The organism is Cyclobacterium xiamenense, from assembly GCF_009467825.1.
Lineage (GTDB): Bacteria > Bacteroidota > Bacteroidia > Cytophagales > Cyclobacteriaceae > Cyclobacterium > Cyclobacterium xiamenense.
In genome coordinates this window covers 1-20,221 of sequence record NZ_WIOK01000038.1, presented here as the reverse complement: position 1 = coordinate 20,221, position 20,221 = coordinate 1, and the positions used below count along the sequence as shown (strand labels likewise).

Sequence of the window (20,221 nt, the reverse complement as noted above, 5' to 3'; positions counted from 1 at the left end):
TTTCTGTTTGCTTTAAAAATTTCTAAATTTTGCGTAAAGTTAAGGTTATTAACGTTTATGAAACGAACCAAGTTGAAAAATATTCTTTTAATTTCCCTGCTCTCCCTCACCTTTGTTTTATCGGCGTTTACTGCGGCTGGGGAGAAAAAAACGGAGTTTAAGTTACGCAGGATAGTTATTGACGCGGGTCACGGTGGGAAAGACCCGGGGACGATTGGGAAGACCTCCCGGGAGAAGGACGTGGTATTGGCTCTGGCATTGAAAGTAGGAGGATACGTGGAGGAATTACTCCCGGAAGTGGAAGTCATTTACACACGCACTACCGATAAATTTATTGAGTTGAAGGAGCGAGCCAATATTGCGAACCGCAACCGGGCCGATCTGTTTATCTCTATTCACTGCAATGCGACTACCTCGCCCAGGGTCCATGGTACAGAAACCTTTGTTATGGGAAACAAAAATTTCAATGCAAATTTTGAAATCGTGAAGCGAGAGAATGCAGTAATTCTGTTGGAGGACGATTACCAGGAAAATTACGAGGGTTTTGACCCGCAGTCTCCGGAGTCCTACATGATGTTTAACCTCATGCAAAAAGCGTATTTTGCCAATAGCCTGTCTCTGGCAGAAAAGATAGAAACGGACTTTTCAACCCGGGTCAACCGACACTCCAGAGGGGTGAAGCAAGCACCCTTTTACGTGTTGTGGACCACCAGTATGCCGAGCGTGTTGGTGGAGGCGGGATTTCTGTCCAATAGTAGCGAGGAGCGGTATCTGACCAGTAAAACGGGTCAGACCTACGTGGCTTCCGGCATTTTCAGGGCCATCAAGGCGTACAAAGAGGAAATCGAATCGATTTAGGAGATGGAGGGGTTCGTGTAAGCGCTGTTGAGAGGAAGTTGTGGCGTACCTTTTCGGGAGTTTTAGATAATAATGGTAAATTTAACTCAGCGTACAACGTTAGAAGGATACTAAATGGACGGTCAGTTGACAGATAGAGAATTAGATGCACTGGTTTCCCTGTTGGATGATTCCGACCAGGAGATAAAAGCACATGTGCGGGGAAAAATCATTTCTCTGGGCAACGAGGTCATCCCTTTTTTGGAAAACAAATGGGAGAGTTCGTTCAATCCAGAAGTGCAAAAGGAAATCGAAGAGCTGGTACATGAGTTGCAGATTAATTTGCTACACCAGCGGCTTGCACATTGGAAAAACTCGGAAGAACGGGAACTGCTCGAAGGGCTGTGGATCATCAACACGTATTTGTACCCGGAACTGGAGTACGAACAGTTGAATGCCACCATGCAACAAATTTACTTTCAGGTATGGACCAACTATAAAAACGAACTTTCGGTATACGATAAAATCAAGTTGATTAACAATGTTCTGTTTAATGACTTGAAATTTTCGGCCAACACAAAAAACTTTCATAGTCCGGGTAACAGCATGATCAAGACCGTTTTGGAGACGAGGAAGGGCAACCCCATTAGCCTTTGTTCGGTGTACCTGTTGGTGGCCGGAAAGCTAGGTCTCCCCATTTATGGAGTTAACCTGCCTAATTTGTTTGTACTGACCTATAAATCCGGAAAATTCAACTTTTACATCAATGCGTTCAATAAAGGGCTGATTTTTACGAGGCAGGACATTAACAATTACCTGGAACACCTGAAGATGGACCCTCAGCCCGCCTTTTACGAACCCTGCGAAACGATTGACATCATTCAACGGATGCTGCGGAACCTGGTATTTGCATTTGATAAAATCGGTGAGGTTGACAAAAGCAAGGAAATAAAAAAGCTCTTGACCATCCTGAGTGAAGATTAATGCCTGATCCGGATGGTGCAGCCCACTGCACGGGTTACGGCGGGCCCAGGCCTTCTGCGTTCGAGGATGTCTTGAATGGCATTGTCCAGGTAAGAAACCGAAACGCTTTCTGCAGATTGGGCGTTATTATCAATGGCTCCTTTGTAGGCAATGGAATAGCCCGTGGGACCAGAGGAAATCACGACAGCTTCCGGGATTTTTCCGACACCGCACATGCGCGTAAATTCCTGGTCCGGGTCCATAAGAAAGGGGATGCCTGCGTCCCTGGCCCAGCGAAGTTGTTGCATTTGTTCCTGGGATTCTGCTTCCATCCAGGAGTGTGGGTTCACCAGCGCAAACACCAGGTGATTGCTTCCATATTTTTGATGAAGGGCCAAAATTCTGTCTTCATACAATTTGGCATAGGGGCAGTTCAAGCTGGTAAATACAAATACCATGGTTTTTGCCGTACTGTGTTTGGATGTAGAAAACGGTTGCCCGGTGAAGGCATCTACCAACTCCAGATTGGTTATTTTTTGCCCGTAGACCGCACAGGTCCAAAGAAAGAACACAATAAAACACCCACCGTAGCGCATGGCACAAGCTGTCTGTTTAGCTAACAAAGATAGAAAAAATCACCACACGGTATAGGTAAGAATCACATCATTTTCCGAAATGACTTGTACAGCATAGTGGTGGTCCGCAAAATCGGTTCCGTATATTCTTCCCTTGATTACCGTATCCGTAGCGGTAAAGGGTTGCAACAGGATGTTTTGCCGCAGGCTGATTCCCTTTCTTCCCTGGCATTTAAAGATGGTTTCCTTTACCGACCAGGCCAGGGAATAGAGAAAAGGATCATTTCCTAAAAAGTCCATTTCTTTACGATCCAGGTATTTGGGTCCCAGGGGCACGGTTTTCTCCCTGACCCGCTCCAAATCGATTCCTACGGGCATTTCTTTGTGGTAAATTGCTGCTGCCAGGTCCCCATGGTGGGTGAGTGATACAAAGCCGAAACCATCCATTGCATGGGACTTTCCATGAGAATCCTTGTAAAATCCCGGGTAGGGAAGTTGGATACTTTCCAGAGCGGCTTTAATAGCCAATCGTGCACCTTTCCATTCCATTCGTTTCCTTGGATGACTGATCGTCGCCAAAGAAAGTTTTTCACGAAAGCTTAAAAAGTCAATGGGGAGGGTATCGGATTCATGAATATTGTTTACAGCAAAAGCAGATAAAGGGTTAATTTTTTCTATTTTTGTTTGCATGGTTACTCAAAATGAGCTGGGTGATTCAAGTAAGTTGCAATATATGGTAAAAATTCAAGTAAATAAACTGAACACGTTACGCGGTCACAACCATTCGATTTATGCACTTTCCGGCGGGGTTTCTGCCCATCACTTTTATACCGGCTCAGGGGATGGGATGGTGGTAGCCTGGGACCTTCGCCAACCCAAAGACGGGGTATTACTTGCCAAATTACCTAATTCTGTTTATGCGTTGGCCGTTGATAAAAAGCGAAACCTGCTTTTTATTGGGCAGAATTTTGAAGGGATACACGCAATTGACCTGGATACCAAAAAGGAAGTGTGGTCGCTAAAAATCACTTCCAATGCCATTTTTGATTTGAAGGTGATTGGCGATCTACTCCTTGTGGCTACAGGAGATGGGGTGCTGGTAGTGGTGAATATCGAAGAAAAGTCTCTGGTAAGGCATTTGAAGATTAGCGAAAAATCCCTTCGCGTCTTGTCAGTAGACCCTTTTCGTCAACAATTCAGTGTAGGAGCCAGTGATAATCAGGTAAAAGTATTTGCCTGGCAGGATTGGAAGCCCGTGGCGCTACTCGAAGGACACAGCAATTCGGTATTCGCGCTTGGTTATTCTCCAGACGGCAAAACCCTGATCAGTGGGGGGCGGGATGCGCTGTTGAAATTTTGGGACACTACCGATTTCAGCCAGCAGTCCAGCGTCGCCGCGCACATGTATGCCATCAATTACCTATCTTTTCGGGAAGACGGAAGGTTTTTTGTAACTTGTAGCATGGACAAATCAATAAAGCTTTGGGATGCCTCGGAATTCAAATTGCTGAAGGTAATCGATAAAGCCAGACATGCGGGGCATGGTACGTCGATTAATAAAATAATCTGGACCGCTTACAACGATCAGGTGGTCGCCGTCAGTGATGACCGTACCGTATCGGTCTGGGATATACACATTAATCATTGAAGCTCGCCAGTTATTCACCGGATTTAACCACAGAGAAATGAAAATAACACCCTTGGATATTCGCCAAAAGACCTTTGAAAAAAATTTCAGGGGTTATGACAAAGAGGAAGTAACGGCATTTTTGAGCTATCTTTCCCAGGAATGGGAAAAACTGGTGGAAGAAAAGAATGCCCTCAAGGCGAGGTACGAACAAGCCGAGAAGGAGGCATCCAAACTTAGGGAAGTCGAACAATCCCTTTTTAAAACCCTTAAAACTGCGGAAGATACCGGAGCGAGCATCATTGAGCAGGCCAATAAAACTGCCGAACTCATCCTCAAAGAAGCCCAGATGAATGCAGATGCATTGCATGCGGAGTCGAAAACCAAAGCGCGAAACATGGTGGATCAGGCAGAATCACAGGCCAAAACGATCATTGAAGACCTAAAAGAAGACGTGCAATTGTTAGTCGATAATTACGAGAAACTGCAGGCGCAACGGGACTATCTATTGAAAAACCTAAAAAAGACCGCGAGCGAAACCCTGGAGAATGTAAAAGCTGTACAGGAGGGGTTTTCCGAAATCGACGCCGGGGCTCATACCCGAATGGTCAAAGATTTGCAGCGAAAAGATTCCTTTTATGCTTCCCTGAGCAGGGAGCCAAAAAAGGCATTCCGCCAGGAATCGGATGAGGCAGCTTCAGACACGACTTATACCTGGCAACAACCCCTGTCAGCCGAGTCCTCCACTGACCTACCGCCGGAGATCGGTCTTGATGATAAACAAGCGCCCTCCCCTGACATTCAGGCAGAAGCTTCGGATCACCCGAGCGAAAAAAAGCCGGAAGAAAGTCCGGGAAAAAAACAATCCGGATCATTTTTTGATCAATTTGACTGATGGGCAAGGTATCTTTGGAGGGCATTGAATTTCATGCCTATCATGGCGTTTTTTCAGAAGAAAAAAAATTAGGGAACCGTTTTACTGTAGATTTGCACGTGGAAACGGACTTTCGGCAGGCCATGCTACACGATGATCTGAAAAAAACCGTGGACTATTACAAGTTGTATCAGATAGCAAAGGCGCACATGCAGGTTCCTGTCAAATTATTGGAACACCTGGCACACCTGATGATTCAGGATATTTTAAAGGTTTACCCGGACACCGCCCATATCTGCGTCGTAATAAAAAAGCACAATCCCGCCATAGGTGGCGTGGTGAATTACTCAGTGGTGGAGGTAAATTACCCCCAGGATTACAGCTGAAACGGGTACCTCATGTATTCCAGGAATCAGGCAAGCAAGCTTACACAGGAGTTTTGGACGGTATTTGGCGCGTACATGAAGCCCGTTCCCTCGGCGGATGGCGGCCGGGTAAATTGGCAAAACTACCGAACCGGCGTACGTCATTTGTACTTTCGAATGCAAGCAGACAGATCGAGGGCTTCTATTTCCATCGAAATCCAGCATCCGGACCCTCTGTTGGGAGAATTGTATTTTGAGCAATTACAGGCCCTTCGACCGCTATTCCAAAACGAACTTGGAGAATCCTGGGTATGGCTGTCGGCCCCGTCGAATGAGACGTCCATTTCGGAATATTCGGTTAGGAAAGAATTGGAGGGAGTAAACGTCCTGAACCGGGAGCATTGGCCGCGGATTATTTCTTTTTTAAAGCCACGGATGATTGCGTTGGATGGGTTTTGGTCTCAGGCAAAGTATGGTTTTGAGGGATTGTGCTGAGCCGCACGAAAAGCGTCCAATCAAAAAGGACTCAGGCATCGTGCCGCTTCGGGATGTTGGGATTGCTGAAGACGAAGCCACGGGCCTCGTTACTTTCGTGGAAATCTACTTGCATGCCCATCAGAAACATCACGTGTTTCTTTTCGATCAAGACCATTAGTCCCTCTACGTCAAATTGCTGGTCACCCTCCTTTTGCTGGTCAAAACCCAACGCATAGGAAACTCCCCCACACCCGCCGCCTTTGACGCCAACCCGCAGTGCATAATTTTCGGGGATATTTTTGGTGTTAATGATATTTCTTATTTCCTCCAATGCTTTGGAAGTGATATTGACCGGTATCTGCATGTACAAAAAAGGTCCTGTGTTGAAGAATGGTTCAAAATTAGGAGAGAAAAGCCTTTTGGCATAGCATAAATTGACATTATTTTAGATATTGTACCGCAAACACATTTTCGATGGAATACTTGATACAACTTTTGAGCATCGTTCTTCCTGCCGGTCTGGTTATCTATGGGATGTTTATCATTACGGTATCATTTTTGAAGAAGGAGAAAGAAATGAAGTGGGTAGACATCAAAACCAAGAACACCGAATTGTTACTCCCACTTCGGTTACAGGCGGCGGAACGGTTGTGCTTGCTAATGGAGCGTATTTCTCCCAATAATTTGATTCGAAGGATCAATGAACCGGGGTTTACGGCGGGAGAACTGCACAGTAGATTGGTAGAAGAAATACGGAATGAATTCAATCACAACCTTTCCCAGCAGGTCTATTTTTCGGATGAAACCTGGGAATCGGTGCGGACGGCTGTAGAGCAGACACTTTCGCTGATCAATCGGTCCTATCAGCAAGTGGATGGAAACGAAAAAAGCCTGGACCTGGCGAAGACAATTTTCCAGCTATCGCTGGAACAAGAACAGGACATTGTCGTCCTTGCGCTAAAGCGAATTAAGGACGAAGTCCGCATCTATTACTAAAACCCGTACCATACCAATCGTAGCAATTAGGCATGAACAGAGACAAACAAGAGCACGGCTTCTTCGAGAAGGCAAAGTCGATTTACCTGAACCGGGCCATGCACATCGCGGCGACGGAGGAAAAGTTACGTTATTTGCTGGAAAAAGCCAGCCTCAAGTGGAAAGAGCTTTCCCAAAATCCCACCTTTGCCCAGGTGAAATACCAGGTGGAAGTTTTTATCCGGATGATTCGGGCCCACGTAAATAAGCAATATTCCGGGCTCTCTAATCGTTCCCTGGGATTGCTGGTTCTCGGCTTATTTTATTTTGCTTTGCCAACAGATTTGGTTCCGGATTTTATACCTTTCGTCGGCTACGTTGATGACATTACGGTGTTATTGGCCATTTTCAAAAGTCTTCAATCCGATATTGAGCGGTTTCTGGATTGGGAAAGGGAAAGGCAGCTATGACTAAGGTAGCACTGGTAGCCGGCTCATCCGGTCTGGTAGGCATGCAACTGCTCCACCAGCTCTTCCAAAACCCGGACTACGATTGGGTGATTTCCTTTGGTAGACGCGACTTGGCCCTAAAGCACGCCAAATTTGTTCAGGTGACCGTAGACTTTAACCGGTTAGAAAAAGTGAATCTACAAGAATCCATCCGCTTACAAAATACTAGCGGTCAGTTTCAGCCCCTTATTAAAAGCCTGGAGACTGAGGAGGCAACGCTATCTGCATTCTGCTCCCTGGGTACCACCATTAAAAATGCTGGGTCAAAGGAAAAATTCTTTCAGGTAGACCATGATTTCGTGATTGGTTTTGCACGCATGGTGCTGCATTTTGGCGCAAAACGATTTTTCTATGTCAGCGCGCTTGGAGCGGATGCTGGCTCTGGAGTTTTTTACAACAAGGTAAAAGGAGTCGTCGAAAACGACCTAAAACGAATGGATTTTACTTATCTGGGCATTTTTCAGCCTTCCCTGCTCCTGGGAGAGCGTAGTGAAAATCGCCTTGGGGAGGAAGTGGGAAAAGTTTTGATGAAGGGGCTTACATTTTTGGGACTGTTCAAAAAATACAAGCCCATTTATGGGTCCCAGGTGGCCAGGGCCATGGTTGTAAAGGATCGGGAGCCAACCCTTTCCGGAAATGAAACCATTCCCTCTTCCGAAATGCACGAAATGAGCTCATGATTGCAGTGATTCAGCGCGTTTCCGAGGCAGCTGTGGCGATTTCGGGGCAGGAGAAAGCCTCGATCGGGACCGGTTTGCTAATTCTGCTGGGCATCGAAGATGCCGATACAAGGGAAGACCTGGACTGGATCAGTCGGAAAATCGTACACATGCGAGTTTTTCCTGATGAGGCTGGCGTCATGAACAAAAGCCTGCTGGACGTGGCGGGAGAGTTGCTGCTTATCAGTCAGTTTACCCTACATGCAAGCACAAAAAAAGGAAATAGACCCTCCTATATTAAAGCAGCAAAACCTGACGTGGCGATTCCGCTCTACGAAGCCTGTATTGACGAATTATCCCAACAGCTTGGGAAGCCGGTAAAATGTGGAGTTTTTGGCGCCAACATGCAGGTATCGTTGATAAATGACGGCCCGGTAACCATTATCATTGATTCCAAAAATAAGGTCTAGCATCCAAACCGACGCGTTGGGAGTCCTGCGCCGGGAAAAATCGATTAAAACCGTGTAGAAGTAATGGAAGAAAATCGGATTACTACCGAAAAAGCCTCTGAAGATTTTTTAGTAATTGAACAGGCTACGGTCATGTATTCGGGCAAAGCGCTCTTTCGGCAATTGGATTTCAGAATAAGAAAGGGAGAGTCCTGGGTGATAGCAGGCGGTTCAGGAAAGGAGCGGACGGCATTTCTGGAAACGCTTTTGGGCCGTACATCCCTGGTGGCAGGACGGATTGCCAGACCCTTTGCGGAAAGTTATCAAAAAGCCCAAAGCCAGCGAGGTGAAATCAATAGTTTCCGGGATCTAATTGCTTTTGTGTCGCAGGAATACACCTTTCGAAATAAATCCAGTCAGCAAAACTTTTACTACCAGCAGCGTTTCAATAGTTCGGAATCCGAGGATACAGAAACAGTGGGCAGGTACCTGGCACAGGTGGAAGTAAAAGCGACCGGTCCCTGGACCCTGGATCGGGTGGTTGGGCTTTTTGGGCTTCAGGAGCTCCGGGAGAAATCCCTGATCAAATTATCGAATGGAGAAACCAGGAGACTGGCACTGGCCATGGCCTTACGTAAAAACCCCCGGTTGTTTTTAATGGACATGCCCCTTACGGGACTGGATGTAAAAACCCGCCAACAGTTCGACGAAATACTACAGGTAATCATTCAATCTGGCATACAAGTGGTCCTGACAAGCACTGCAGATGAGGTTCCTCCTTCCATCAGTCGTTTTGGCTGGTTGGGTCAGGGAAGGCTGGAGGTCGTCACCGACCGCAAACGTTTACTTGCGAAGGAAGAGACCTTGCGCATGCAGGGTGAAAGCGCCTTTGATGCGTTTGAGGGATTGTTGAAAAAAGTTTTTTTCAAGTCAGGGATTCGCGAAGTAATAGCGATGCGTGAGGTAGGTATAAGGTACCAGGACAAGTTGCTACTGGATCGAATCAACTGGCGGGTGGGTCCGGGAGAGCGCTGGTTGATTCGGGGTCACAACGGGGCGGGTAAATCCACGCTTATCAGTTTGGTTTTGGGAGAGAATCCGCAAGCCTATGCCAACGATATCGTACTATTTGATCGGAAGCGGGGTACAGGGGAAAGTATCTGGGAGATCAAGAAGCCCACTGGGTTTGTTTCACCGGAGCTGGGTCGTTATTTCCCATCCAATCAGACCTGTAAAAAGGTGGTGTTGTCGGGATTGTTTGACACCATGGGCCTGTTCAAAAAAACCGATCCATCGCAGGAAGCCCTGGCAGACGCATGGTTGGCCGCGTTTCAGTTGGATCACCTGGCATCGGTAAATTTTCATCGCGTCAGCTTGGATGAGCAACGGTTTTGCCTGTTGGCCCGAGCGATGATCAAATGTCCCCAGCTCTTGGTTTTGGATGAAGCGTCCCAAGGCATGGACGAGGCACAGCGGGTACGATTTCGGCAAACCATTTCTTACTTTTGTGAAAATACAGGCATGTCGCTGTTATTTGTGAGCCACTACGATGCGGACGTTCCGGAAAGCGTAGACCGGGTTCTCGAATTAAACCAAGGAAAAATTACGTACCAAAACTAAAGCAAATGACCTTAGCAGAAGCACAAAAAAAAGTCGATGCCTGGATCAATTCCACAGGTGTTCGGTATTTCAATGAACTTACGAATATGGCCATTTTGACAGAAGAAGTGGGAGAGGTAGCCCGTATCATGGCCAGAAAATACGGAGAACAGTCGTTTAAGGAAAGCGACCGGGACAAGGATCTTGGGGACGAAATGGCCGATGTGCTGTGGGTACTCATTTGTCTGGCAAACCAGACCGGGGTGGATTTGACTCAGGCGCTGGAAAAAAATTTTGAGAAAAAAACACTTCGGGATAAAGACCGACACCTATCGAATAAGAAATTAAAACCCTGATTGGAAACGTACGATTCGAAGGAGGGGTAAGAAATAAAAAAAAAGCCGGACGATGTGGACGTCCGGCTTTTTTGTTTGCCATCAGGTGGCCTGTTATTGTTATTGAACAATGAGTTTGACCTTTTTGACCCAGTTTCCTCCATCCGAAACGGTCACCACGTACACGCCGGATTGCATACCCGCCAAAGGCAGCGTATAGGATCCGTAGCCATCGGAAGCAGCTTTCGGATCGATGCTTTTCACCAAAGCTCCGGAAGTACTTTGAATGTAGATTTCGCGCACGCTCACATCCTGACCAATGGACAAGGTGGTTTGGTAGGTGGCAGGATTCGGATAGACCTTGGTGTCTAAGGTCTGCGTGATTCCCCCCTCCTGGGTTGACTGCATGGTTCCGTCGGTCGCAAGCCGCAGATTAGACGAGGAGGAACTTCCCTCGGGAATTACCGCAATACCGGCTACCGTGGCATTGTTAATGCTCGCATTCATGGATATAGTCAACATGCCGTCCCCTACGTTGATGGAAGTAAAGGTCAGGGTCGTGGGATTATTCCCATTTTCACGGAAAATATCAAAATTCGACTTTACACGATTCCCTTCGATGGATATATCAAAAACCCGATTGCCCGCTTTTGCTGTCGGACCGAAGGATCCGAACCACAATTCATTGTGGTAGGTGATCACCGTATACGTTCCGTTTTGCACGGGTATGCTGTATTCCAGATTTCGAGAAAATCTTTCCGTAAGGAATAGATCAGACCCATTGACTGTGTAATTTGCGTTGATGTTTGATGGGCTGAAGTAGTTGGTTTTACGATCTCCCATGTGCAGTTGACCATTATAGGTCTTGTCGTCGAACGTTCCGGCATTAAGAAATACGGGCTGCTGGCTATTCGCTGGAGTCGTTCCCGTGCTGCGGGCCTTTCCGATATACAATCCGGAGATGCTTACATCGCCACTACTTGCCGAAAGGGCAAGCTCCAGGAACCCATCCGTAACTTCAATGTTATTGAAAGTAAGGACCGTAGGCATGTTCCCGTTTTCGGAGAAGATGTCGAAATCATCCTTCTTTAATTCCCCCTCAATGGAGATGTCAAAGACCCGATTTCCACTCGCAGCCGCAGGCCCAAACGTACCAAACCAGAGCTCATTGTGGTACGTTTTGACCTGGTAGGTGCCATTTTCCACCGGTATGCGGACGTTCATGTTCTTGGCATACCGTTCCGTTTGAAACAATGCCTCTCCAGGTACCGTGAAGTTGAAGTTAGGAGAGAAACCAGTAAAATACGTGGTCTTGTAATCCGAGACAAACACCTTTCCGTCAAAACTGATATCGTCTCGGCTTCCGGTATTAATCATCAGGTAATCATCGTATCCAGGTTGCTTAGAAATACCTGAATTAGCCGTATCATCGGAGGGAATAGTTATGGGAGTTTCACTGACGACAATCCCCGATACAGTTGCGTTGTTTATGGAGGCAGTAAAGTTAATTGTTAAGATCCCATCCGTTACCGTTGTTCCCTCGAAGGCAAGTACAAGAGGTTGATTTCCGTTCTCTTTAAACAAATCCAGATCTTCTTTCACTGTATTGTTTTCGATACGAATATCAAAAACACGCTGTCCCTCTTGTGCAGTAGGCCCTTGATTTCCGAACCAGACCTCGTTGTGTAGCGTGTACACATAATAGGTCCCATTAGGAACCGGTATCGAATACGTAAAGCTTTGTCCGTGTCGCTCTGTCTGGAATAGGGGATGGGTACTGGCGTTACTTTCGGAAAAAGTATCAGACGTGCTGAAGAAGTTGTTGGTTGCATTCTCTCCCGCAAAGGATAATCCGTTCCAGATGGTAGCTTCTCCGGTACCTACATTGAGGAAGTACGACGAGGAAGAATTTTCCGGGCTACTACTTGTAGCAGATACCGAAAAGCTGACAACGGGAGAAGTGGACTGCAGCCCGTTGTCTGCGACCGCAACGGCAGATAGATTGTACGAGCCTTGAGGAACATTTTCCCAGGCCAATTGATAGGGAGATGCGTTTGCTGTGCCTAATTTGGTGGATCCGTTGAAAAAATCAACACGGGAAATCGCTGCATTCTGAACCGAAGCACTTGCTTCAAGTAGGATCGTCGCTCCCTGTTGAGCAGTTTGATTACTTTCTGGTTTGACCAGCGTGACGGTTGGCTCAGACGGGTCTTGTTCGATTACCCCGCTGCCTGTCTTTAGCATCAATAAAGACGAGTAGGGAGGGATGGTTTGGGTGGTGGATAAAAGTTCATTGAGCAAACCCACAAAGCCTCCGGATGCAGAAAAACTCCGTTCCGATTTGGTAGGATTTTTCTCAAAGAGCACCTTTTCCTCAGGACGTATGACGGAAGCCTCTACTTCGTAAAACTCGAGATTGTCCATCCAAACTGTGCCGGCCTCACCCGTGCCTATTTCCATCACTAGTCGGGAATTTTCTGCATCAGAGAGCGATTGAATCAGCACTTCGTTTTCGCCTCGTTGCCAGGTTACTCCGACGTTATGTCTCAACGAAAGTTCGAACCAGGGAGAACCCGATTGGCGCAAAAAGAAAGCGATGGGAATATTTTTATCGGCAACTGCGCTAAATTTCAGCAAATAGTAGCTTCCCCTTTTAAGGGATCCCGTACTCATCACTGTTTGGCTTGTACCGGTAGTGCTGATCTTAAGTGAACCACCATCCAATCTCCCATTATCCCAGGACGTAGAACAGTCGCTACAGGTGATCATGTTTGCATTCTGGTTAAAGGAGCCGTTGGAATACCGGGTGGACCCTACTTGTTTTGTCACAGTGTACATATCCTCCAGTTGCGTACCGGTTTTCGAGTTCCAGTCCTTACTATACGCGCGTTGCCATCCTCTTAGATCAAAGAATTTGCTCGTTTCGTTACTGGAGTTCATATTGTATCGGACCCGAAACCGGTAATTGTCAGAAAAAGGGGCCGAATACTGGTTGTTGTTGAAATTTGCCAATTGCGCCACATCATCAAACAGGGTGTAGATGTGCACAAAATCTTGGGAGGCATCCTTGGCCAGCAGTTTGTTGTTTTCGATGGTGGTGTTGGTGAGGGGGTTTCCCATGAGGTCATTTCGTAGGAAGATCAGGTTGTCGGAGTCATACACCGTATTGTTGATGACGCGGATGTTGTTGGTGTTGTGGAGGTAAATTCCCTTTGAGGTGATATGTGCCACGGTATTTCCCGATACCTCCACGTCGGTCACATTGTCATCCAGGTAAATTCCTTCTGCCTGAGGTTTGTCTACGAAGTTACGGATGCGTGTACCTTCTCGCACACCCACTCCATTGATGATAATGTTGTTGGTGATTTTTCTATTTTTGTGGTTATCGAATCTCCCCTGATAGGAATAAATACCTCCTCCGTCATTTTTTGTATAACAAAAGCCATCGATAAAATTATACCTGACATGGGTATCGTCCCCGCCAAAACGAATACCAATGTATCCACTTCTTTTAATCTCATTGTATTCGATCAGGTTGTTGTCTCCATCTGAGAATATCGCTAGTCCGACCCCGTCGCCGCTCCGACCATGTCCAGGAAACATATACGTATTTTGAATCGAGTTTCCGCGTATGATGGCGTCGTCCGAAATCTTAAGATTCATCCCTACATTATTGGCATAGTTCACCGCAGAGTTTTCAATCACTAAGTTTGATACGCCCGCAAAAAAGACGCCGTCTTCCCCGGAAACGTCAATTTTGCAATTCGATAGTTTTATGTCATTCCCTCCTTCGAATTGAAAAGCATTTCGGTTTGCACCTTTGAAATGCAAATTTTCAAACACAAGGTGACGTGCCTGACCGGTCTTTTCGACGATAAAATCCAGGGTGCTTGCTTCCACTCGGGTATTGCCCGGATTGGACCCAAAATACACCCGCATTTTCCTGGTTGAGGGATTGTAATACCATTCTCCGTAGCGATCCAGCGTACCTGGGTGGTTCTGGATAAAATACCCGTAACCAGCCTGTGGCTCGTAGCGGGTTTCCGGATTGGATGCGAAGTTTAGGGTACTTCCGGAATGGGAAGTGATGGTGTGCCGGTCGGTAATCCAGAAAACTTTTCGCAACACAACCTCCGCCCCTGTCCAGTTGGGACTGGAGGATAACTGATAGTCGGTGATCGAGCGGCCGCCTGAGTGGTCTTCATAGGTAAGGTAGCCTTTGTTAGAGGCGTTAGAATTGGGAAAACGGCCCATTTCCTGAGGATTGTCGTTGATGGTAACCATGTTCACCTGTTTTCCGGGAAGACGGTTATCAGACGCCTCGTAAACACCATTCCCTACAGATTGCCAATTGGAGAGCCGTACAAAGGTGGTTAGGATCGGGTCGGCTCCGGAACCGTAGGCGCCAAATGTAATGGGAGCGCCTGAATTCCCTGACCGATTCAGGCGAATGGTGCCATAGAACGTATCTCCTCTACGAAAAAAAACCTTATCACCAGGACTGAGGCTCGACATGATGGCATTCAATTTATTAATTGATTTCCAGGGAGTGGCTGCATTCCGAGCTTGGGAAAAGCTTCGAGAATCATCTCCTATTTCGCTGGAGAAGTAATAATTGGCCGCATGTAGAGGCAATCCGGCCAAAAACATCGTGCAACACAGGATTAATCGGTATAAAACTGTATTCATGTAAATGTTAATTTAGTTGGTGTTTGTATGTACTAGGTTTTATTTTTTTTACATAATGATCCTATGCATTTTTACCATTCGGAAAAATGCATAGGATTTTTACTTAGTTTGAAATAATCCATCAAACTCCATCAAAAATCTCCCCTACGATAATGTGATTATTTATTGCTTGGATACTGAATTATGAATAGCCAATTGGGTAATTAAGTTGGTTTATTTCAGCCTCAAGCACTTAAAATTCGTGCCAAAGGTAAGGATTGTTTTTTATGGAATATCCCATCCCTCCTGTGCACTGCTACTTTGGGTTAACCGAAAACAAGGATAAATTGTTTTGTACCTAATTTTCAGCGCCTAATAATAAGAAAAATGTATTTAAAATACTACGAGTCCTTCGAGAAAATTTAAATTTTGAAATTCCCGGGAGGAATAGCTGTGTACAAAAGGAGTCGTTTTTTGGAAATTTCACCCCCACTGTGTATACTTTCTACACAGTTAATCAAACGGGTAGAATAGCGTCTCCACATGTAATGTACCCCTCGTCCAGCGCGATTCCATTTTGGCCAAACAAGACCTTTTTCCCCAGTTTCCGGTACCTGGACAGGGTATACAGTGGCTCTCGATTTTTTGTTCCCCGTTGTTGGTCTACCGTAGTCATCACACAACGGGCACAGGGCTTCGTGATTTTAAAAGGTACCGACCCTAGGAAAAATTGGTCCCAGCCGTCTTCAACATAAGCAGGGCCTCCGGTGAATACCATATTCGGGCGAAAGCGGTCCATGGGTACAGGAGTATCGAGGCGTTTATTTAGGTCGTCCAAAGAAGACTGGCCGATGATAAGAAAGGGCATGCTATCGGCAAATCCTACGTGCTCTTGGTTGACCTGGTATTTCTTTTTTAGCCAGCGTTTATGGCTGGAACTCATTTTTACCAGTTTGCAGGACGTATGGAGCATGTCCGAAAACCATTCGTCGGCAGCGGGGTCTACCTCCAGGGCATCGACCGAATCGTCCCAGATGCGGACCTCCAGCAACCGGCCCGTATCGGCAGAGAAGGGAATGTGTAGGCCAGAACCTTTCTGCAGTTTGTGCGTGAGGTATAGACCATCTTCTGACAGAGAGACCTGAAGCAAAGCCATGTGGGGGAGGCTTCGCTGGCTCATAAACGTTCCCTGCGCATCCACTAACATCCATTGACGGTCGTGCTGGAGGCCAGATTGGTGAACCTTACTGCCGGAAAGGGAAATGCCTCCCAGGGATTTAATGGGGTAAATGTACAGCCCGGAAAGGGTAATTTTCATAAGTAAGACAGATTGAAACCGCCGAGAAGCAGTGAACTGGGTCGGTTAAATTACGGATAAATGCTGACAAATCGAATCCGAAAGCTGTCACAAATTATGACAATGTGGCATTAATTAGCCCATTCATCCACTTGGCACATTGGTTGTTGTTCTTGTTTTCGTAACACATACGAAAACGATAAAATAAATATAATTATGGGAAAAATTATTGGTATAGACTTGGGTACGACCAACTCTTGCGTCGCCGTAATGGAAGGTAGTGAGCCCGTGGTCATTCAAAACAGTGAAGGTAGAAGGACAACCCCTTCTATCGTGGCATTTTTGGACAACGGAAATGGAGAAAGGAAAGTGGGGGATCCTGCCAAAAGGCAGGCCATTACAAACCCGTCAAATACCATTTCTTCTGTGAAACGATTCATGGGAAAAAAGTTTTCCGAAATTTCGGAAGAACGTAAACATGCGTCCTACAAAGTGGATCAGGGTTCCAATGATACCGTGGCCATTAAAATCGGCGATCGGTCTTACACCCCACAGGAGCTATCTGCGATGATTCTTCAGAAGATGAAGTCCACGGCAGAAGATTTCCTGGGGCAGGAAGTGACCGAGGCGGTAATTACCGTGCCGGCTTATTTCAACGATTCGGAACGGCAGGCTACCAAAGAAGCGGGTCAAATTGCCGGTCTTGACGTAAAACGAATCATCAACGAACCAACAGCCGCGGCCCTTGCCTATGGACTGGATAAGAAAAACCAGGACATGAAAATTGCCGTGTATGACCTGGGTGGAGGTACCTTTGATATATCCGTTCTGGAATTGGGCGATGGTGTATTCGAAGTGAAATCAACCAATGGCGATGTGCATCTGGGAGGCGATGATTTTGATCAGGTAATCATTAACTGGCTAGCCGACGAGTTTAAAGCAGAAGAGGAGATCGATCTGAGAAAGGATCCCATGGCCCTACAGCGATTGAAGGAAGCCGCAGAAAAAGCGAAGATTGAGCTTTCCAGTTCATCCAGTACCGAGATCAACCTGCCGTACATTACCGCCACACAATCTGGTCCAAAGCACTTGGTTCGCAACCTTTCGCGAGCAAAATTTGAGCAGCTTTCCGATGATCTGGTGCGACGATCCATGGATCCCGTACGGAAAGCCATCAAAGATGCCGGCCTTTCTCCCTCCGATATAGACGAGGTGATCCTGGTTGGTGGCTCTACCCGAATCCCGAAAATTCAGGAAGAGGTTGAAAAGTATTTCGGCAAGAAACCTTCGAAAGGGGTAAATCCGGACGAAGTTGTGGCCATAGGAGCTGCCATACAAGGTGGTGTGCTGACAGGAGAAGTAAAAGACGTATTGCTTCTGGACGTAACGCCGCTATCTCTCGGGATAGAGACCATGGGGGGTGTGTTTACGAAATTGATCGAATCCAATACCACCATTCCTACCAAAAAGTCCGAAGTTTTCTCCACCGCTGCCGACAATCAGCCTGCCGTAGATATCCACGTGCTACAAGGAGAACGGTCCATGGCCAAGGACAACCGGGCCATCGGTAGGTTCCAGTTGACGGATATTCCACCGGCCCCGCGGGGTGTACCTCAAATTGAGGTGACCTTCGATATTGATGCCAACGGAATTCTAAATGTGTCTGCAAAAGACAAGGGAACCGGCAAAGAGCAAAAAATCAAAATTGAAGCTTCTTCCGGACTCTCTCAGGAGGAAATCGATCGAATGAAGAAAGAGGCTGAGGCCAATGCGGCCACAGATAAGGCGGAGAAGGAAAAGATCGACAAGATCAACCAGGCAGACAGCCTTATCTTCCAAACCGAGAAGCAGTTGAAGGAATTTGGAGACAAGCTGTCCGATAGTAATAAATCGGCAGTAAATGAAGCCTTGGAAAAACTGAAAGCGGCTCACCAAAGTCAGGATATTGCGGCCATTGATGCTGGAATGGAAGCCTTGAATACCGCCTGGACTGCGGCCTCTCAAGAGATGTACAACGCATCTCAGGGTGCAGAAGGCGGTGCCGCCCAAGGTGGCCCCACCGGAGACGCCTCCACATCGGATTCCGCTTCCGGAGATGGCGTATCCGATGTCGACTACGAAGAAGTAAATGAAGAAGATAAAAAATAAGCATTCTTCCATCAATTTGTAACCAATAAAATAATGGCGTCTTCACCGGGTGGAGATGCCATTATTTTTACACTACACGGTACTATATCCTCTTGCTAATCACAAACCAATATGCAACTGACCTCTGAAAATAAGTTAAAGAAGCTCCTTATCGTGGGCGACCGCCTGTTGATCAAGCTAAAGAAACCGGATCAAAAAACATCCAGTGGGCTATACCTGCCGCCCGGAGTTCGGGAAAAAGAAAAAGTACAGCAGGGGTACATCATGAAAGCAGGTCCGGGATACCCCATTCCCCTGCCTGTAGCGGAAGAAGAACCCTGGAAGGACCATGCAGAAAATGTAAAATACATCCCTTTGCAAGCGAAAGAAGGCGATTTGGCTGTTTTTCTTATGAACGGGGCCTTTGAGGTCATTTACGAGGGAGAAAAGTATTACATCGTTCCTCAAAACGCCATTTTGATGCTGGAACGAGAGGAAGATTTGTAATTTTATTCTTCTTATCCTGATTTTAAGCCACAGTAGGTCCTCCTACGGTGGCTTTTTTGTTTTTTTTCATTTTTTTCACTCGTTTATGTGTAAATTGATACTATAATGTAAAAATAGTAAATTTTGTGTAGTTAAATATTAACAAAAAATAATACTGATTTATAAGCTTGTAACTCCCGAAATTCAACTGTATCCTTGGTATATGATTATTTTTTTAATTTTATTTATATCTAACAATACCCCTGAAATTTTCTTTATATGTGCAGTAAAGTTCACATGTGGTAAAAAAAATAACCAAAAATAAATTTTTTTTTGCAAATTTGATAAATATAGGGTAATATTGAAACCATAAATGACACCCTAGTTATTTTGAAATTAAATTTCGAATTACCTCTAGTTTAAAAGTTAACCTTAATTATCAAAATCATGAGAAAAATCAACATTCCAACTTTAATGAAAGGCATTATCGCATTTTCATTGTTTTTTGTCGTAGCTGTAGGTACAGCAACCGCTCAGAGTGAAACATCTGACAAGTTTGACTTCACAATCACCGTCAATTCTGATCAGTTTTTCGGTTTCTATCCATTCTTTGCCGGATCCTACGCGGTCAGTGAAACCTCTGCGTTTACGTTCTATGGCATCCTTTGGTCCGGAGGTACAGGAGGTGTACAGGGATCCGGCGGTGGCTGGGGTAACTGGACCGAATTCGGTGTAGGTATGAACTTCGATGTAGCCGATGGATTGAGCGTCAATCCGCAAATCGGTGTTACCGGTGGTAACTTGCTGTCTTCAGGCACAGCTGGACCCAGTATTTTCGGGGATGGTATTGTTCCTAACCTGACCATTGGTTTGGATAAGGCAAAAACAGAAGGCGAGATCTATTTCGGACTGTACTCTCCGCTTCGAAACGAGGCGCCTACTGGCGGAACAACCCTGGCTTACATCCACTATTGGACCAACTTCGGTGTGAAGGCTTCCGATTTCTTTTCCCTCGGCCTTCATTACGAACACCTGATCAACTCCGGTGGATCTAACGTATCCGAATCCACAGACGTTTATCAGTGGTTAGGCCCCTACATCCAGTTTGCAGATCCTAATGGAAAAGCGTTCGCGCGACTGTCTGCTGGTGGCGACCTGGTAGAAGGAAACGATTCGTTCTTTAAAGTTACTACCGGTCTTAGCTTCTAATACCGAAAAAGAAAAAGCCATAAAAAAAGGAGACTGATTACCGGTCTCCTTTTTTTAGGGCTTCTTTCTGAATCCCTAAAAAACTGATATTCAATGAATTAAATAGAGGTAATTTAATTTAAAAACCCCGAAAATAGTCACTTTTAGGCTTTTTCCGGGGTTTTCTTTTTTGTATTTTAACGTTGCTAAA

At 46.1% G+C, this 20,221-nt stretch carries 20 protein-coding genes; 15 read left to right on the top strand and 5 right to left on the bottom strand.

Annotated elements, in window-relative coordinates:
* Positions 1–57 precede the first annotated feature (57 nt).
* Positions 58–858: an N-acetylmuramoyl-L-alanine amidase family protein gene (locus tag GCU44_RS20380; protein ID WP_092174410.1), complete on the top strand. Its 801-nt coding sequence runs from the start codon at positions 58–60 to the stop codon at positions 856–858.
* 114 nt (positions 859–972) lie between these two features.
* On the top strand, positions 973–1,821 hold the full coding sequence (locus GCU44_RS20375; RefSeq protein WP_092174413.1) for a transglutaminase-like domain-containing protein: 849 nt from the start codon (positions 973–975) through the stop codon (positions 1,819–1,821).
* On the opposite strand, the gene GCU44_RS20370 is transcribed toward GCU44_RS20375, so the two are convergent.
* Together GCU44_RS20370 and GCU44_RS20365 are read right to left on the bottom strand one after the other, a co-directional pair.
* Positions 1,818–2,396: a redoxin family protein gene (locus tag GCU44_RS20370; protein WP_092174416.1), complete on the bottom strand. Its 579-nt coding sequence runs from the start codon at positions 2,394–2,396 to the stop codon at positions 1,818–1,820. The genes GCU44_RS20375 and GCU44_RS20370 overlap by 4 nt on opposite strands.
* Positions 2,397–2,435: 39 nt before the next feature.
* A complete protein-coding gene (locus GCU44_RS20365) occupies positions 2,436–3,065 on the bottom strand; it encodes a 4'-phosphopantetheinyl transferase family protein (protein WP_092174418.1) in 630 nt (209 codons plus the stop codon).
* A gap of 43 nt (positions 3,066–3,108) precedes the next feature.
* On the opposite strand from GCU44_RS20365, the gene GCU44_RS20360 reads away from it, so the two are divergent.
* The 4 genes from GCU44_RS20360 to GCU44_RS20345 are packed head-to-tail and all read left to right on the top strand — an operon-like array spanning position 3,109 to position 5,736.
* The gene (locus GCU44_RS20360) at positions 3,109–4,023 is read left to right on the top strand and encodes a WD40 repeat domain-containing protein (RefSeq protein ID WP_154859159.1); all 915 of its coding nucleotides are present in this window, start codon (positions 3,109–3,111) and stop codon (positions 4,021–4,023) included.
* A 37-nt stretch (positions 4,024–4,060) separates the two neighbouring features.
* Positions 4,061–4,897: a DivIVA domain-containing protein gene (locus GCU44_RS20355; protein ID WP_154859157.1), complete on the top strand. Its 837-nt coding sequence runs from the start codon at positions 4,061–4,063 to the stop codon at positions 4,895–4,897.
* Positions 4,897–5,262, top strand: a complete 366-nt coding sequence (gene folB, locus GCU44_RS20350; RefSeq protein ID WP_154859155.1) for a dihydroneopterin aldolase — start codon at positions 4,897–4,899, stop codon at positions 5,260–5,262. Before GCU44_RS20355 ends, folB begins: the two co-directional genes overlap by 1 nt.
* A 12-nt stretch (positions 5,263–5,274) precedes the next feature.
* A complete protein-coding gene (locus tag GCU44_RS20345; protein ID WP_092174425.1) occupies positions 5,275–5,736 on the top strand; it encodes a DUF4268 domain-containing protein in 462 nt (153 codons plus the stop codon).
* A gap of 31 nt (positions 5,737–5,767) precedes the next feature.
* Here the strand turns inward: GCU44_RS20345 and GCU44_RS20340 are convergent, their stop codons facing one another.
* A complete protein-coding gene (locus tag GCU44_RS20340; RefSeq protein ID WP_154859153.1) occupies positions 5,768–6,082 on the bottom strand; it encodes a HesB/IscA family protein in 315 nt (104 codons plus the stop codon).
* 110 nt (positions 6,083–6,192) lie between these two features.
* Between GCU44_RS20340 and GCU44_RS20335 the strand changes: the two genes are divergently transcribed.
* From GCU44_RS20335 to GCU44_RS20310, 6 genes are all read left to right on the top strand, one after another.
* Positions 6,193–6,714 (top strand): DUF7935 family protein, encoded by a 522-nt coding sequence (locus GCU44_RS20335; RefSeq protein ID WP_154859151.1) that lies wholly within the window; start codon positions 6,193–6,195, stop codon positions 6,712–6,714.
* Positions 6,715–6,746: 32 nt separating this feature from the next.
* The gene (locus GCU44_RS20330) at positions 6,747–7,163 is read left to right on the top strand and encodes a YkvA family protein (RefSeq protein ID WP_092174433.1); all 417 of its coding nucleotides are present in this window, start codon (positions 6,747–6,749) and stop codon (positions 7,161–7,163) included.
* Entirely contained in the window at positions 7,160–7,882 is a 723-nt protein-coding gene (locus GCU44_RS20325) for a Rossmann-fold NAD(P)-binding domain-containing protein (RefSeq protein WP_154859149.1), read from the top strand. Before GCU44_RS20330 ends, GCU44_RS20325 begins: the two co-directional genes overlap by 4 nt.
* Entirely contained in the window at positions 7,879–8,331 is a 453-nt protein-coding gene (gene dtd / locus GCU44_RS20320) for a D-aminoacyl-tRNA deacylase (protein WP_154859147.1), read from the top strand. Before GCU44_RS20325 ends, dtd begins: the two co-directional genes overlap by 4 nt.
* A gap of 63 nt (positions 8,332–8,394) precedes the next feature.
* Positions 8,395–9,930, top strand: a complete 1,536-nt coding sequence (locus GCU44_RS20315) for an ATP-binding cassette domain-containing protein (RefSeq protein ID WP_154859145.1) — start codon at positions 8,395–8,397, stop codon at positions 9,928–9,930.
* A 5-nt stretch (positions 9,931–9,935) separates the two neighbouring features.
* The gene (locus GCU44_RS20310; RefSeq protein WP_092174443.1) at positions 9,936–10,265 is read left to right on the top strand and encodes a nucleotide pyrophosphohydrolase; all 330 of its coding nucleotides are present in this window, start codon (positions 9,936–9,938) and stop codon (positions 10,263–10,265) included.
* Between the two features lie 99 nt (positions 10,266–10,364).
* Here GCU44_RS20310 and GCU44_RS20305 read toward each other — a convergent pair whose 3' ends face one another.
* A complete protein-coding gene (locus tag GCU44_RS20305) occupies positions 10,365–14,933 on the bottom strand; it encodes a malectin domain-containing carbohydrate-binding protein (RefSeq protein WP_154859143.1) in 4,569 nt (1,522 codons plus the stop codon).
* Positions 14,934–15,429: 496 nt separating this feature from the next.
* Positions 15,430–16,230, bottom strand: coding sequence for an MOSC domain-containing protein (locus tag GCU44_RS20300; RefSeq protein ID WP_317175351.1), 801 nt, complete (start codon positions 16,228–16,230; stop codon positions 15,430–15,432).
* Between the two features lie 195 nt (positions 16,231–16,425).
* On the opposite strand from GCU44_RS20300, the gene dnaK reads away from it, so the two are divergent.
* The 3 genes from dnaK to GCU44_RS20285 all read left to right on the top strand — a co-directional run bounded on the left by dnaK (position 16,426) and on the right by GCU44_RS20285 (position 20,031).
* Positions 16,426–18,357 (top strand): molecular chaperone DnaK, encoded by a 1,932-nt coding sequence (dnaK, locus tag GCU44_RS20295; RefSeq protein WP_154859141.1) that lies wholly within the window; start codon positions 16,426–16,428, stop codon positions 18,355–18,357.
* 111 nt (positions 18,358–18,468) lie between these two features.
* Entirely contained in the window at positions 18,469–18,843 is a 375-nt protein-coding gene (locus tag GCU44_RS20290; RefSeq protein ID WP_092174451.1) for a co-chaperone GroES, read from the top strand.
* A gap of 426 nt (positions 18,844–19,269) precedes the next feature.
* Positions 19,270–20,031: a DUF6733 family protein gene (locus GCU44_RS20285; protein WP_154859139.1), complete on the top strand. Its 762-nt coding sequence runs from the start codon at positions 19,270–19,272 to the stop codon at positions 20,029–20,031.
* Positions 20,032–20,221 lie beyond the last annotated feature (190 nt).